Genomic DNA, 14,809 nt, shown 5'->3' with positions numbered 1-14,809 from the left:
CTCAAGATTTCAATGCTTCGGCCAGTTTCGCGAGTTTGCCGCGAATCGAGCCATCGATAACCAGGTCGCCGGCGCGGATGACGACGCCACCTATCAGGCTGGCATCCTCCGCAACTTGCAGGCGCACTTCCCGGTCGAGTCGTGCACTGAGAACCTTGGCGAGTTTGTCTTGCTGTTCTTGGTTCAATGCGAAGGCACTGGTGACTTCCACGTCGACCGATTTTTCCTGCTCGGCCTTGTACAGGTCGAACAGCTCGGCGATCTCCGGCAACAGCAGGAGACGGTCGTTTTCGGCAACGACGTGGATGAAATTCTGTGCCTTGGCATCGAACTTGTCGCCGCACACGTCAATGAACGTGGCGGCCTTGTCTGCGCTCGTCAGTCGCGGGGCCTTGAGCAGGCTCTGCATGGTGGCGTCTTGCGCCACCGCTGCAGCCAGGCCGAGCATGGCTGACCAATTGGCCAGCTGCTGGTGGGCCTGAGCGTGCTCGAAGGCCGCCTTAGCGTAAGGTCGGGCCAACGTGGTCAGTTCTGCCATGATCGCCCTCGCTTAGATTTCAGCAGCCAGTTTGTTAACCAGCTCCGCGTGCGCGTTTTGATCGATTGTGGCGCCCAGAATCTTCTCGGCACCGCCCACGGCCAGCATACCCAGTTGGGCACGCAGCGCGTCTTTGACGCCGTTCAGTTCCTGCTCGATCTCGGCTTGAGCCTGCACTTTCACACGGTCAGCGTCGATACGGGCCTTTTCAACGGCCTCTTCGACGATCTGGTTGCCGCGTTTCTTCGCCTGCTCAATGATTTCGGCTGCCTGAGCTTTCGCTTCGCGCAGTTGATGACCCACTTTCTCTTGGGCCAACTCCAGGTCGCGAGCTGCTCGGCTGGCAGCGTCCAAACCATCAGCGATCTTCTTCTGACGTTCGTGCAAAGCCGCGATGACCGGAGGCCACACGAACTTCATGCAGAACAGCACAAAAATGAAGAACGCAACGGTCTGGCCAATCAGGGTTGCATTAATGTTCACGCCAACACCTCGCTCGTTCTTTGTCCATCACACCAATCCACTCGAAGGTTCGAGAGATCAGCCAGCGAGTTGACCAACGAAGGGGTTCGCGAAGGTGAAGAACAGAGCGATACCAACACCGATCATGGTCACGGCGTCGAGCAGACCGGCGACGATGAACATTTTGACTTGCAGCATCGGAACCATTTCTGGCTGGCGAGCAGCGCCTTCCAGGAACTTGCCGCCCAGCAGGCCGAAGCCGATAGCGGTACCCAGTGCGCCCAGGCCGATCAGCAGAGCAACAGCGATAGCGGTTAGACCAACTACAGTTTCCATCTTTCCTCCCGACTTTTTACGTCGTCTTTTGCTTGGTTTTTAGGTTTTAAAGCGGTGTTACAAACCGGTGTTTCGGCCCGGAGGGGCCTCCCTCGTGCCAGGGCGCGAGGGGCATCAGACTCGCCAGGCGGGTCTCAATGATTTTCTTCGTGTGCCATCGAAAGGTAGACGATGGTCAGCATCATGAAGATGAATGCCTGCAGCGTGATGATCAGGATGTGGAACACGGCCCACGCCCACTGCAGCACGACGCCCAGGCCGCTGAGCCACAACAGGCCGCTGCCGAACATCACGGCGATCAGGATGAACACCAGCTCGCCGGCGTACATGTTGCCGAACAGTCGCAGTGCCAGCGAGATCGGCTTGGCGATCAGGGTGACGAATTCGAGCAGGAAGTTCACCGGGATCAGCAGGATCTTGGCGAAGATGTTCTTGCTGCCGAACGGATGCAGGGTCAGCTCGCCGATGAAGCCGCCCAGGCCCTTGACCTTGATGCTGTAGAAGATGATCAGCGCGAACACCGACAGGGCCATGCCCAGGGTCGCGTTCGGATCGGTGGTCGGCACGGCGCGGAACGGGATGTGCGAGTCGCCAGAGATCCAGGCCGCAGCCATCGGGATCCAGTCGACCGGAACCAGGTCGATGGCGTTCATCAGGAACACCCAGACGAAGATCGTCAGCGCCAGCGGTGCGATCACCGCACTGCGGCCGTGGAAGCTGTCACGCACGCTGCCATCGACGAACTCGACCAGCACCTCGACGAAGTTCTGCAGGGCGCCCGGCTGACCGGACGTTGCCTTCTTCGCCGCCATGCGGAAGATCAGGATGAAGATCAGGCCCAGGGCAACCGACCAGCCAAGGGTATCGACGTGGAACGCCCAAAACCCCATTTCCTTGGCTTCTGCAGCGGTGTGGGCAAAGCCCCAGCCGCCTTCTGGTAGCTGACCGAAGGTCAAGTTCTGCAAGTGGTGCTGGATATAGCCCGAAGCGGTTGTTTCTGCCATGGTTGCCTCAAACGCCCTAAGGTCTCGAAAGTCTTGTTTTCATGAGCAGGGGTGCGAACCAGCTGACCAGTTGGGTCAACCCGAAGACGCCGAATACAGCCAGCGGCGCCAGTGGTTTCACTCCTGCGAACGTCAGTGCGAACAGCACTGCCGTCAAAATCAGCTTGCCAGCCTCGCCGGCGTAGAACGACCGGACGATGGCTTGTGCGGCCCGGGCTCCGGTGAACCGGAATGCCTTCCAGGCGAAATACAGATTGGGCAACCAGGCGATCAGGCCTCCGCAGAGACCCGAATAACCGCTGACCGCCCCGAGCCATTGCCACAGCACCAGAGCTGCCAGCAACGCGACGACACCTTGCGCCAACAACATCGGGAAAACGACCCATTGATGGAACGGCAGGCGGTTTGGCGTGCGGGTTTCCATCGTGGCGACTCCTCAATGGTCGACGTGCCATAAGCCTTAACTTGGCATAAATTGTGCCGACAAAATGCGCGCAGAGTATAGGGGCGCTTCCGCCCCTATTCAACTGCCGGGTAGTGATTTCCGACTGCGCGCTACATAGGGAATTGTTTCAGCGAATGTGTGCGAGCACACCCTGCAACTCGTCCAGCGAGTTATAGCGGATCACCAACTGGCCCTTGCCCTTCTGTCCGTGGCGAATCTGCACCGCAGAGCCCAGCCGCTCGGCCAGGCGCTGTTCCAGCCGGGTGATGTCCGGGTCGGCTTTGGCCGGCTCCACGGGCTCAGGTTTGCCACTGAGCCACTGCCTGACCAGGGCTTCGGTCTGGCGCACGGTCAAACCGCGTGCGACAACGTGTCGCGCCCCTTCGACCTGCTGTTCGTCCGGCAGACCGAGCAACGCGCGCGCATGCCCCATTTCCAGATCGCCGTGGGACAGCATGGTCTTGATCACTTCAGGCAAGGCGATCAGGCGCAGCAGGTTGGCCACGGTGACCCGCGACTTGCCCACCGCATCGGCCACCTGCTGCTGGGTCAACTGGAACTCGTGCTGCAGGCGTTGCAGGGCAATGGCCTCTTCCACCGGGTTGAGGTCTTCGCGCTGGATGTTTTCGATCAATGCCATGGCGATCGCGGCTTCGTCGGGCACATCGCGAACCATGGCCGGAATGGTCTCCAGGCCGGCCTGTTGCGCGGCGCGCCAGCGGCGCTCCCCGGCGATGATCTCGAACCGCGAGTTGGCCACCGGCCGTACCACGATCGGTTGCATCACGCCCTGGGTCTTGATCGAGTGCGCCAACTCTTCGAGCGCCTGCGGGTCCATGTCCCGACGTGGCTGGTATTTACCGCGCTGGATGACGTCCAGGGGCAAATGCTGCAACTCGTTCTGGTCGACCGTGACGGCCTGCTCTTCGAGCGCACTGACGGTCGAACCGCTGAGCAGCGCATCCAGCCCACGCCCGAGACCACGTTTCTTGACGGCCATTGGATTCCTTAAATGACTGCAGCGGTGCGAGATTGGCGACGCTGCCGACGAACCATCTCGCCAGCCAGTGCCAGGTAGGCCAGGGCGCCGCGTGACGATTTGTCGTACGTGAGCGCCGGCATCCCATAGCTGGGAGCTTCGGCCAGACGAATGTTGCGCGGGATGACGGTATCGTAGAGCTGGTCGCCGAAGTGCTCCTTGAGCTGCGCCGACACATCGTTCATCAGGCTCAGGCGCGGGTCGTACATGGTCCGCAGCAAACCCTCGACCTTGAGGTCCGGATTCAGCAGTTCGGCGATGCGCTTGATGTTGTCCACAAGGTCGCTCAGCCCTTCCAGGGCGAAATACTCGCACTGCATCGGAATGATCACGCCATCGGACGCCACCAGCGCATTGAGGGTCAGCATCGACAGCGAGGGCGGGCAGTCGATCAGAATGTAGTCGTAGTTGTTGCGCACCGGCGCCAGCGCACTGCGCAGCCGGCTCTCTTTCATCTGCATTTCCAGCAGGACCACCTCGGCCGCCGTCAGGTCGCGGTTGGCCGGCAGCAACTGATACCCGCCGTGCTCGGAGAAGTGCATGGCCTGGGCCAGGTCGCACTCGCCGATCAGCACGTCGTAGATGGAGTTTTCAAGTGCATGCTTGTCCACTCCGCTACCCATGGTGGCGTTGCCCTGCGGATCGAGGTCGATCAGCAGCACGCGGCGCTTGGTCGCGACCAGCGATGCTGCGAGGTTGATGCAGGTGGTGGTCTTGCCCACACCACCTTTCTGGTTCGCTATCGCGAATACCTTAGCCATTATTGCTCGTGTTCCCAATCATGCCGTGCGGCGCAGTATCAGCAGATGGCGTTGGCCTTGGCAACCGGGGACGGCCAAGGCGTGTTCGCTATCAAGGTGGAAGTCCGCTGGCAATGCTACCAGTTCGTCAGCTGGATGCAGCCCTTTCATCGCCAACCAGCGCGTGTCGCCGTTGCCCAGGTGGCGTGTCCAGTGGGCAAAATCGTGCAGGCTGCTGAACGCGCGGGAAACGATACCGGCGAAAGGTTGCTCGGGGACGAAGGTTTCGGCGCGGCTGTGGATAACTTTCAGGTTGGCCAATCCCAACTCCAGTTTCACCTGGGTCTGGAAGCGGGTTTTCTTGCCATTGCTGTCGAGCGTGGCGATCCGTTTTTCAGGAAACATGATCGCCAGCGGGATGCCTGGCATGCCGCCGCCGCTGCCGACATCCAGCCAGCTGTCGGCCGCTGCCAGGTACGGCAGGATGCTCAGGCTGTCGAGCAGGTGCCGGGAAACCATCTCGTCGGGATTGCGCACCGCCGTCAGGTTGTACGCCTTGTTCCATTTGATCAACAGGGCCAGGTAGGCCAACAGCTGCTCGCGCTGGGCTTCGGACAGTTCGACGCCCAATTGCCGGGCGCCTGTGGACAACTCTTCGCGGTGCTGTTCGGTGACCATGGAACTCAAGCGCTTTGCTCCAACTCACGGCCTGCGCCGCGTTTTTTCAGATGAATCATCAACAGCGAAATGGCAGCGGGCGTCACACCCGGTATACGCGATGCCTGACCCAGGGTCTCGGGACGAGTGGCGCCCAGCTTGCCCTGGATTTCCTTGGACAACCCGGAGATGCCGACGTAGTCGATATCCACAGGCAGACGAGTGTCTTCGCTGGCACGCAGCCGGGCGATCTCGTCCTGTTGACGATCGATGTACCCGGCGTACTTGGTCTTGATCTCGACCTGTTCGGCCACCTGTGGATCCTGCGCGCCGCCACCGGTGACTTCGACCAGACCGACATAGTCGATTTCCGGACGGCTGAGCAGGTTAAGCAGGTTGTATTCATGGGTCAACGGCGTACCGAATTTCTCGGCAAGCGCATCGCCCACGGCAGTGTTCGGTCGGACCCAGGTGCTTTTGAGCCGCTGTTCCTCGATTTCGATGGCTTCGCGCTTGGCACTGAACGCTGCCCAACGGGCGTCGTCGACCAGGCCCAGCTCGCGACCCTTTTCGGTCAGGCGCAGGTCTGCGTTGTCCTCGCGCAGGATCAGGCGATACTCGGCCCGCGAAGTGAACATCCGGTACGGCTCCTGGGTGCCCAGGGTGATCAGGTCATCGACCAGCACGCCGATGTAGGCCTCGTCCCGGCGCGGGCACCAGGCGTCTTTGCCCTGTGCACGCAACGCCGCGTTGGCGCCGGCCAGCAACCCCTGCGCGCCGGCCTCTTCGTAGCCGGTGGTGCCGTTGATCTGCCCAGCGAAGAACAGACCGGCGATCACCTTGGTTTCGAGGCTGTACTTGAGATCGCGCGGATCGAAGTAGTCGTATTCGATGGCGTAGCCGGGACGCATGATGTGTGCGTTTTCCATGCCACGGATCGAACGCACGATCTGCAGCTGCACATCGAACGGCAGGGACGTGGAAATACCGTTCGGGTACAGCTCGTGGGTGGTCAGCCCCTCCGGCTCGATGAACACCTGATGGCTCTGCTTGTCGGCGAAGCGGTGAATCTTGTCTTCGATCGACGGGCAGTACCGTGGACCTACGCCTTCGATTTCACCGGCTGCCGAATACATCGGCGAGCGATCGAGGTTGGCCGCGATGATTTCATGGGTGCGCGCGTTGGTATGGGTGATCCAGCAACTGACCTGGCGCGGATGCAGTGCCTTGGATCCCATGAACGACATCACCGGGATCGGGGTATCGCCCGGCTGCTCGGTCATCACCGAAAAGTCCACGGACTTGCCGTCGATGCGCGGCGGTGTACCGGTCTTCAACCGGCCTACTCGCAGGGGCAGTTCACGCAGGCGATGGGCCAGGGCAATCGACGGCGGATCGCCCGCACGCCCACCCGAATAATTCTGCAAACCGATGTGGATGAGCCCGCCCAGGAAGGTACCGGTGGTGAGCACCACGGAATCGGCCATGAAGCGCAGGCCCATCTGGGTGACCACGCCCTTTACCTCGTCCTGCTCGACGATCAGGTCGTCTGCCGGCTGCTGGAATATCCACAGGTTGGGTTGATTCTCCAGGATTTCGCGGATCGCCGCCTTGTACAGGACCCGGTCGGCCTGGGCACGGGTGGCCCGTACCGCTGGGCCCTTGCGGTTGTTGAGCACGCGAAACTGAATGCCACCCTTGTCGGTAGCCAGTGCCATGGCACCGCCGAGCGCATCGATCTCCTTTACCAAGTGGCTCTTGCCGATGCCGCCGATGGCCGGGTTGCAACTCATGGCACCGAGGGTTTCCACGTTGTGCGTCAACAGCAGGGTCTTTGCACCCATGCGTGCTGAGGCCAGTGCTGCCTCGGTACCGGCATGACCGCCGCCGATGACGATCACTTCAAAACGGGAAGGGAAATCCACCACGCACCTCGTGCCTGTTCAATGTGGGTAATTGGGATAGCGGCGCAGTATAGGGAATTTGCCTCGGCTAAAGAACCCTTCTGCACAAAAAATAACCAGCTGTGGATAGACCGAGTAATAGAAATTAAAAGAGAGAGATTTATTAAAGCTTTGTTTTTATGTTTATTACTATGCAACGACAAATCTGTGGATAAGGTTCTGAAACCCTCTGTACTCGTGCTGTATAGAGAAATTAAAGGTTGTGTTCAGCTGTTCATGAGCCCGGTGTATAACCGAAATTAACCTGTGGGTAACACGGTTGCTTACCCACAGGCGGATTTATCATCAGCTTTCGGACCCGCTTATCAACCTGGCTCAGGCGGGCTTTTCCACAGGGCTCCTGAAGCATGTATAAAAAAAAGCCGCCTCGAAAGGCGGCTGTTGATCGGTTTCACGCGAGGGTCGTGGCGGTGCTTGCACGCCTACTTGCCGATGCAGAAGCTCGAAAAGATGCGTCCCAGCAGATCATCTGAACTGAATGCTCCGGTGATTTCACCCAAGGCTTGCTGCGCCAGGCGCAGGTCTTCGGCCAACAGCTCGCCGGCACCGGCCAGGGTCAATTGATCACGTCCATGGTCAAGGTGGTCGCCGGCATGGCGCAAGGCTTCGAGGTGACGTCGACGTGCGCTGAAGCTGCTTTCTGCGGTCTGTTCGTACCCCATGCAGGCCTTGAGGTGTTCGCGCAGCAACTCCAGCCCCTCGCCCGCCCCCTTGGCAGTCAAGCTCAAGGTGACGTGTCCGTCGCCGTCCTGCTGCAGGCCGATGGGTTCCCCACTCAGGTCCGCCTTGTTGCGAATCACCGTGACTTTGCCGATATCGGGCGTGAGCTCGAGGAACTCCGGCCAGAGCGCAAACGGGTCGGCCGCTTCGGCGGCCGTCGCATCCACCACCAGCAGGATACGATCGGCCTCGGCAATGGCCTTCAGCGCTCGCTGCACGCCGATCTGCTCGACTTCATCGGCCGTGGTGCGTAGCCCCGCGGTGTCGATCACGTGCAACGGCATGCCATCGATGTGGATATGTTCGCGCAACACGTCCCGGGTCGTGCCGGCAATCTCCGTCACGATCGCGGCTTCGCGTCCGGCCAGCAGGTTGAGCAGGCTCGACTTGCCGGCATTCGGTCGACCGGCGATGACCACGTTCATGCCATCACGCAGCAAGGCCCCCTGCCCGGCTTCCCGCAGCACGGTGGATAACTCGCCCCGTACCTTGTCGAGCAGGCTCAGTACATGACCATCGGCCAGGAAATCGATTTCCTCCTCGGGAAAGTCGATAGCGGCCTCGACGTAGATACGCAACGCGATGAGCTGCTCGGTCAAGTTATCCACACGGCGGGAAAACGCCCCTTGCAGCGAACGCACGGCGTTGCGCGCCGCCTGGGCGGAACTGGCTTCGATGAGATCGGCAATGGCCTCGGCCTGGGCCAGGTCGAGCTTGTCGTTGAGGAATGCACGCTCGCTGAATTCGCCCGGACGTGCCAGGCGGCAGCCCAATTGCAGACAGCGCTGCAGCAGCATGTCCATCACCACAGGCCCACCGTGGCCTTGCAGCTCGAGCACGTCCTCGCCGGTGAACGAATTGGGCCCGGGGAAGTACAGGCTCAGGCCCTCGTCGATGACCTGGCACTGCGCGTCGAGCATTGGGCCGTAGTGAGCGTAGCGAGGCGTTGGCACACGGCCGATGATCGCCTGGGCAGCCGCGCTGGCCAGTGGTCCGGAGATACGCACGATCCCCACTCCACCGCGACCTTGGGCTGTGGCAATGGCAGCGATGGTTTCGCGAACGACGTTCATGCAGATACTCCGGTCGAATTTCAGATAGCAAAACGCCCCACGAGGGGGCGCTTTGTGCACAGGTTAGTCGAGCAACCCGTTAAACGGCAGGTTTGTTTGCCGCAGCTTTCTCGATACCGCGCGTGATGTACCACTGCTGGGCAATCGACAGGGTGTTGTTGGTTACCCAGTACAGTACCAGGCCGGCCGGGAACCAGAGGAAGAAGAAGGTGAACACGATCGGCATCATCTTCATCACCTTCGCCTGCATCGGATCCGGAGGCGTTGGGTTCAAGCGCTGCTGAATGAACATGGTCGCGCCCATGATGATCGGCAGGATGAAGAACGGATCCTTGATCGACAGGTCGGTTATCCACAGCAGCCAAGGTGCCTGACGCATCTCGACGCTTTCCAGCAGTACCCAGTACAGGGACAGGAAGACCGGCATCTGCACCAGGATCGGCAGGCAGCCACCCAGCGGATTGATCTTCTCTTTCTTGTACAGCTCCATCATGGCCTGCGACATCTTCTGGCGATCGTCGCCATGCTGCTCCTTGAGCAATGCCAGTTTCGGCGCAACGGCGCGCATGCGCGCCATCGACCGGTAGCTGGCGGCCGACAAGGGGAAGAACAGCAGCTTGATCAGGATGGTCAGGCAGATGATCGAGAAGCCCCAGTTACCCAGGATCGCGTGGATGTGCTTGAGCAGCCAGAAGATCGGTTGTGCGATGAACCACAGGATGCCGTAGTCGACGGTCAGCTCCAGGCCTGGGGACAACTCCTTGAGCTTGTCCTGTACCTTCGGACCGGCATACAGGGTGGCTGTGGTTTCGACTTTGCCACCTGGTGCGGCGGACAACGTCGGACCGGTGTAGCCGATGATGTAGTTGCCCTGGTTGTCCTTGCGCGTCATGACGTTGTTGCTGTCACCGGGAGCAGGGATCCAGGCCGTCACGAAGTAGTGCTGCAGCCAGGCTACCCAACCACCTTGCACGGTTTCCTTGAGGCCGGCCTTGTCCATGTCCTTCATCGACACTTTCTTGTAAGGCTCGCCACTTGTCCACAGGGCCGCACCCAGGTAGGTCGCGGTACCGGTGGCCGTAGTCGACGATGGATCGGCGCTGTTGTCTCGCTTGAGCTGGGCGAACATGTTCCCGCTCCAGTTCTGCGCGCTCTGGTTATCCACAAGGTAGCCGACTTTCAGGTCGTATTCGCCGCGGTCGACCGTGAAGCGCTTGACGTAGTTGACGCCGTTGTCGCTGTAGGTCAGGTCGACTACCAGCTGGTTCTGACCCTCGGCCAGTTGATAACTTTTTTGCGTCGCGCTGTACACGGGGCGCCCTGTGGAACGCGCATCCGGGCCGTTCGCACCGGTCAGGCCGCTCTGGGCCAGGTAGGTCAGTTCACCACCGTTGTCGAACAACTGGAATGGAATGTTCGGCATGTCCTGGCGCCGAGGGTACTCGGGCAGGTTCAGCTGGACGATATCACCACCGGTAGGATCGATAGCGAAGTTGAGCACGTCGGTCTTGACCCAGATCAGGTCCTTGCTGACCACGACAGGGGTCGGCACAGGCAGATTGGCATCAGGATTGGCGCTGGGTACATCGGCACTGGCTTGAGTGTTGGTGCCCGGTACCGTTTCCGGCAATGCCGGGGTCGGGTTCTGGGTAGCCATATTCTGAGTCGGCAAGGCGGCTTGACCGTAGTCCTGGTTCCATTTCAGGACCATGACGTAGGCCACGACTGCCAGGGCGACGATCAGGATCGTGCGTTTAATATCCATGATTACTCGGCTATCGAAGAAGAACGGGGTGATGGGGCGTCTGGAACCGGGTCGAAACCACCGGCATTCCATGGGTGACAGCGGCCAAGGCGACGAACGGTCAGCCAGCTTCCACGCAAGAGGCCGTGGATCTCGATGGCTTCGAGCGCGTAGCAAGAACAACTGGGATAAAAACGACAGTGGTTCGCCATGAGAGGGCTGATGGCGTAGTGGTAGAACTGGATCGGAACGATTGCCAGTTTACGCATCTTGACTGTCCACTCCTGCAGGTTCGGTCTTCACCACTGGAGCGGGCCGGTTACGTGCAAGGCGCTTCCAGAGCTTGCCAAAATGCTCATGCAATTCAGGGTTTTCCACGTCGCCCAAACCTTTGCGCGCGACGATGACGATGTCCCAGCCAGCCAGTATGTCCTGGTGCAGACGGAACGAGTCACGCATCAAACGTTTCAAGCGATTGCGTTGAACGGCGAGCTTGACGCTCTTTTTACCGATGACCAGCCCCAGACGGGGATGTTCGAGGCCGTTCTCACGCGCAAGGAGCAGCAAGTTCTTGCCGGGTACCTTGCCAGACGGCGAGTCGAAGACTGCTTTGAAATGCCGGGCTGTCAGCAGACGCTTTTCCCGACCGTAGTCCTGACTCACCACCTGTGCCGAAGGATCAAACTGCCAGACGCTTGCGGCCCTTGGCGCGACGACGCGACAGGACGGTACGGCCGTTCTTGGTAGCCATGCGGGCACGGAAACCGTGAGTGCGAGCGCGCTTGATGGTGCTGGGTTGGAAAGTACGTTTCATGGTTGTTACCTGGTTCGTCCACAACGGGCCGGAATGGACCCCGTTTTAAGAGACCGGCGATTCTAGTGAAAGCGCGGCAGAAGGTCAATTTCCAACCAGCTATTACTTTTGCATCGTTTATCAGAACCCTGCGCTGCACGTAGACATCGACCCTCACCTTCGATTCATCCGCCTCCTGTTTCCAAGCCTGCGTATGACACACCAGAGCCGATCAAATATAGAAATAGAGAAGGGACTTATTTAAAGCTTTTCTGTAATGCTTATAGATCTTAGTGAGGCCCTTTTCTGTGGATAACTACCTTCAGCCCTTGCTGCCCGTGCGTCCTGGGGATTCGCAACCCTGTCCAGAAGAGGTGCTGCGCCTGTGTCGATGCTAAGGACAACCTGTGGATTAAAGACGAGGATATCCACAGGGCTGTTATCCACAGATCTCGACCCCCACTTGTGCATAGATCTCAAGCCAGATTATCCACAGAGCTCAGGAATCAGATTTCGAGGCATTGAACAGCGGTTTTTTCACGCTTTCCAGGCCAGTGGTCGGACCTACATGTGGATAAGTGTGCTGAGCGTCGGTACAATGGGGGTTGTTTTTGCCTTGCCGGCTTTCAATTCAGGGGATACCTGTGTCAGTGGAACTTTGGCAGCAGTGCGTGGAACTCCTGCGCGATGAACTGCCTGCCCAGCAATTCAACACCTGGATCCGTCCGCTACAGGTCGAAGCCGAAGGCGACGAGTTGCGGGTCTACGCGCCCAACCGCTTTGTGCTGGACTGGGTAAACGAGAAGTACCTGACACGACTTCTCGAACTGTTGGGTGAGCACGGCAACGGACTCGCGCCGGCGCTTTCGTTGCTGATCGGCAGCCGCCGCAGCTCGACGCCCCGCGCTGCATTCAACGCCCCGCTGGCAGCCTCTGCAGCGGCAAGCCAGGCGCAGGCGGCCCCGGTGACTGCCGTGCCTGCAGTTGCGCCTGTAGAGGCTGTTTCCAAGCCTTCGGTCAGTGAGGAACCCTCGCGGGACAGTTTCGACCCCATGGCCGGCGCCAGCTCGCAACCGGCACCCGTACGTGCCGAGCAGCGCACCGTGCAGGTAGAAGGTGCGCTCAAGCACACCAGCTATCTGAATCGCACCTTTACCTTCGAAAACTTCGTCGAAGGTAAATCCAACCAGTTGGCGCGCGCCGCTGCCTGGCAGGTTGCGGACAATCCCAAGCATGGCTACAACCCGCTGTTCCTTTATGGCGGTGTGGGTCTGGGTAAAACGCACTTGATGCATGCTGTGGGTAACCATCTGCTCAAGAAGAATCCGAATGCCAAGGTCGTCTACCTGCATTCCGAGCGATTCGTGGCCGACATGGTCAAGGCGCTGCAGCTGAACGCGATCAACGAATTCAAGCGGTTCTATCGTTCGGTCGATGCGCTGCTGATCGATGACATTCAGTTCTTCGCTCGCAAGGAGCGCTCCCAGGAGGAGTTCTTCCATACGTTCAATGCGCTGCTCGAGGGCGGCCAGCAGGTCATCCTGACCAGCGATCGCTACCCCAAGGAAATCGAAGGGCTCGAAGAGCGCCTGAAGTCGCGCTTTGGCTGGGGTTTGACAGTGGCGGTCGAACCACCGGAACTCGAGACGCGAGTCGCGATCCTGATGAAGAAGGCGGATCAGGCCAAGGTTGAGTTGCCCCATGACGCGGCGTTCTTCATTGCCCAGCGGATTCGCTCCAACGTCCGCGAACTCGAAGGTGCCCTCAAGCGGGTCATTGCGCACTCGCACTTCATGGGCCGAGAAATCACCATCGAGCTGATCCGCGAGTCGCTCAAGGATTTGCTGGCACTGCAAGACAAGCTGGTGAGTGTGGATAACATTCAGCGCACGGTGGCCGAGTACTACAAGATCAAGATTTCCGATCTGCTGTCCAAGCGCCGCTCACGCTCGGTGGCGCGACCGCGGCAGGTGGCCATGGCGTTGTCCAAGGAACTGACCAACCATAGCCTGCCGGAAATCGGCGATGTGTTTGGTGGCCGTGATCACACCACCGTGTTGCACGCCTGCCGCAAGATCAACGAACTCAAGGAATCCGACGCGGATATCCGCGAGGACTACAAGAACCTGCTGCGTACCCTGACCACGTGAACATTCACTACGCAGCTTTTGAGGCAAGGGACTAGACCATGCATTTCACCATTCAACGCGAAGCCCTGTTGAAACCCCTGCAGCTGGTCGCCGGCGTCGTCGAACGCCGCCAGACCTTGCCTGTGCTTTCCAACGTGCTGCTGGTCGTTCAGGGGCAGCAGTTGTCCCTGACCGGTACCGACCTGGAAGTGGAACTGGTTGGCCGCGTACAGCTGGAAGAGCCCGCCGAGCCTGGCGAGATCACGGTGCCCGCGCGCAAGTTGATGGACATCTGCAAGAGCTTGCCCAACGACGCCCTGATCGACATCAAGGTCGATGAACAGAAGGTGGTGGTCAAAGCCGGGCGCAGCCGTTTTACCTTGTCGACATTGCCGGCCAATGATTTCCCGACGGTCGAGGAAGGCCCGGGTTCGCTGACGTGCAGCCTGGTCCAGAGCAAGCTGCGCCGGTTGATCGAGCGCACCAGTTTCGCCATGGCTCAACAGGACGTTCGCTATTACCTCAACGGCATGCTGCTGGAAGTATCGGCAGGTATCATCCGCGCCGTCGCAACCGATGGACACCGCTTGGCCATGTGCTCGATGCAAGCCGACATTGGCCAGGCCGATCGGCATCAGGTGATTGTGCCGCGCAAAGGTATCCTGGAGTTGGCCCGCCTGCTGACCGAGCCTGATGGCAACGTCAGCATCGTGCTGGGCCAGCACCACATCCGTGCTACCACCGGTGAGTTCACCTTCACCTCCAAACTGGTCGATGGCAAGTTCCCCGACTACGAGCGCGTGTTGCCCAAAGGTGGCGACAAGTTGGTGGTCGGAGATCGCCAGGCATTGCGTGAAGCGTTCAGCCGCACCGCTATTCTGTCCAACGAAAAGTACCGCGGCATCCGTTTGCAACTGGCGGCCGGTCAGCTCAAGATCCAGGCCAACAACCCCGAGCAGGAAGAAGCGGAAGAAGAAGTGGCCGTGGACTATAACGGCGGCGCGCTGGAGATCGGCTTCAACGTCAGTTATCTGCTCGACGTGCTGGGCGTGATGACGACGGAGCAGGTGCGCCTGATTCTGTCCGATTCCAACAGCAGCGCCTTGGTGCAGGAATCGGACAACGACGACTCGGCATATGTCGTCATGCCGATGCGCCTCTGACC

Annotated in this window: 16 protein-coding genes; 2 read left to right on the top strand and 14 right to left on the bottom strand. The window is 59.8% G+C overall.

Annotation, left to right across the window (positions count from 1 at the left end):
* Nucleotide 1: 1 nt before the first annotated feature.
* From IFT80_RS15025 to rpmH, 14 genes are all read right to left on the bottom strand, one after another.
* Nucleotides 2-538: a F0F1 ATP synthase subunit delta gene (locus IFT80_RS15025; protein WP_043192047.1), complete on the bottom strand. Its 537-nt coding sequence runs from the start codon at nucleotides 536-538 to the stop codon at nucleotides 2-4.
* A gap of 12 nt (nucleotides 539-550) precedes the next feature.
* The gene (locus IFT80_RS15020; protein ID WP_122480033.1) at nucleotides 551-1,021 is read right to left on the bottom strand and encodes a F0F1 ATP synthase subunit B; all 471 of its coding nucleotides are present in this window, start codon (nucleotides 1,019-1,021) and stop codon (nucleotides 551-553) included.
* A 57-nt stretch (nucleotides 1,022-1,078) separates the two neighbouring features.
* A complete protein-coding gene (gene atpE, locus IFT80_RS15015; RefSeq protein ID WP_002555987.1) occupies nucleotides 1,079-1,336 on the bottom strand; it encodes a F0F1 ATP synthase subunit C in 258 nt (85 codons plus the stop codon).
* Between the two features lie 134 nt (nucleotides 1,337-1,470).
* Nucleotides 1,471-2,340: a F0F1 ATP synthase subunit A gene (atpB, locus tag IFT80_RS15010; RefSeq protein WP_122480034.1), complete on the bottom strand. Its 870-nt coding sequence runs from the start codon at nucleotides 2,338-2,340 to the stop codon at nucleotides 1,471-1,473.
* 16 nt (nucleotides 2,341-2,356) lie between these two features.
* Nucleotides 2,357-2,764 carry a F0F1 ATP synthase subunit I gene (locus tag IFT80_RS15005; RefSeq protein WP_122796674.1) on the bottom strand — a complete coding sequence of 136 codons (408 nt, stop codon included), beginning with the start codon at nucleotides 2,762-2,764 and terminating at the stop codon, nucleotides 2,357-2,359.
* Between the two features lie 148 nt (nucleotides 2,765-2,912).
* On the bottom strand, nucleotides 2,913-3,785 hold the full coding sequence (locus tag IFT80_RS15000; RefSeq protein WP_122716089.1) for a ParB/RepB/Spo0J family partition protein: 873 nt from the start codon (nucleotides 3,783-3,785) through the stop codon (nucleotides 2,913-2,915).
* Nucleotides 3,786-3,793: 8 nt separating this feature from the next.
* On the bottom strand, nucleotides 3,794-4,585 hold the full coding sequence (locus tag IFT80_RS14995) for a ParA family protein (protein WP_122480037.1): 792 nt from the start codon (nucleotides 4,583-4,585) through the stop codon (nucleotides 3,794-3,796).
* A gap of 18 nt (nucleotides 4,586-4,603) precedes the next feature.
* Nucleotides 4,604-5,242, bottom strand: a complete 639-nt coding sequence (gene rsmG / locus IFT80_RS14990; protein ID WP_192137900.1) for a 16S rRNA (guanine(527)-N(7))-methyltransferase RsmG — start codon at nucleotides 5,240-5,242, stop codon at nucleotides 4,604-4,606.
* Between the two features lie 5 nt (nucleotides 5,243-5,247).
* Nucleotides 5,248-7,146 (bottom strand): tRNA uridine-5-carboxymethylaminomethyl(34) synthesis enzyme MnmG, encoded by a 1,899-nt coding sequence (gene mnmG, locus IFT80_RS14985; protein WP_185794629.1) that lies wholly within the window; start codon nucleotides 7,144-7,146, stop codon nucleotides 5,248-5,250.
* Nucleotides 7,147-7,607: 461 nt separating this feature from the next.
* Nucleotides 7,608-8,978: a tRNA uridine-5-carboxymethylaminomethyl(34) synthesis GTPase MnmE gene (gene mnmE / locus IFT80_RS14980; protein WP_122480039.1), complete on the bottom strand. Its 1,371-nt coding sequence runs from the start codon at nucleotides 8,976-8,978 to the stop codon at nucleotides 7,608-7,610.
* Between the two features lie 79 nt (nucleotides 8,979-9,057).
* On the bottom strand, nucleotides 9,058-10,743 hold the full coding sequence (gene yidC, locus IFT80_RS14975; RefSeq protein WP_185794627.1) for a membrane protein insertase YidC: 1,686 nt from the start codon (nucleotides 10,741-10,743) through the stop codon (nucleotides 9,058-9,060).
* Between the two features lie 2 nt (nucleotides 10,744-10,745).
* Nucleotides 10,746-10,991 carry a membrane protein insertion efficiency factor YidD gene (gene yidD / locus IFT80_RS14970; protein ID WP_192137804.1) on the bottom strand — a complete coding sequence of 82 codons (246 nt, stop codon included), beginning with the start codon at nucleotides 10,989-10,991 and terminating at the stop codon, nucleotides 10,746-10,748.
* A complete protein-coding gene (rnpA, locus tag IFT80_RS14965) occupies nucleotides 10,984-11,388 on the bottom strand; it encodes a ribonuclease P protein component (protein WP_049860458.1) in 405 nt (134 codons plus the stop codon). Before rnpA ends, yidD begins: the two co-directional genes overlap by 8 nt.
* A 13-nt stretch (nucleotides 11,389-11,401) precedes the next feature.
* The gene (rpmH, locus tag IFT80_RS14960) at nucleotides 11,402-11,536 is read right to left on the bottom strand and encodes a 50S ribosomal protein L34 (RefSeq protein WP_043192020.1); all 135 of its coding nucleotides are present in this window, start codon (nucleotides 11,534-11,536) and stop codon (nucleotides 11,402-11,404) included.
* A gap of 623 nt (nucleotides 11,537-12,159) precedes the next feature.
* Here rpmH and dnaA point away from each other — a divergent pair.
* Together dnaA and dnaN are read left to right on the top strand one after the other, a co-directional pair.
* Entirely contained in the window at nucleotides 12,160-13,665 is a 1,506-nt protein-coding gene (gene dnaA / locus IFT80_RS14955; RefSeq protein WP_192055176.1) for a chromosomal replication initiator protein DnaA, read from the top strand.
* Nucleotides 13,666-13,703: 38 nt separating this feature from the next.
* On the top strand, nucleotides 13,704-14,807 hold the full coding sequence (dnaN, locus tag IFT80_RS14950; RefSeq protein WP_122480043.1) for a DNA polymerase III subunit beta: 1,104 nt from the start codon (nucleotides 13,704-13,706) through the stop codon (nucleotides 14,805-14,807).
* Nucleotides 14,808-14,809 lie beyond the last annotated feature (2 nt).

The sequence above is a fragment of the Pseudomonas sp. CFBP 8771 genome (assembly GCF_014841695.1).
Classification (GTDB): domain Bacteria; phylum Pseudomonadota; class Gammaproteobacteria; order Pseudomonadales; family Pseudomonadaceae; genus Aquipseudomonas; species Aquipseudomonas baltica.
This window is presented reverse-complemented; position numbering and strand designations above follow the sequence as displayed.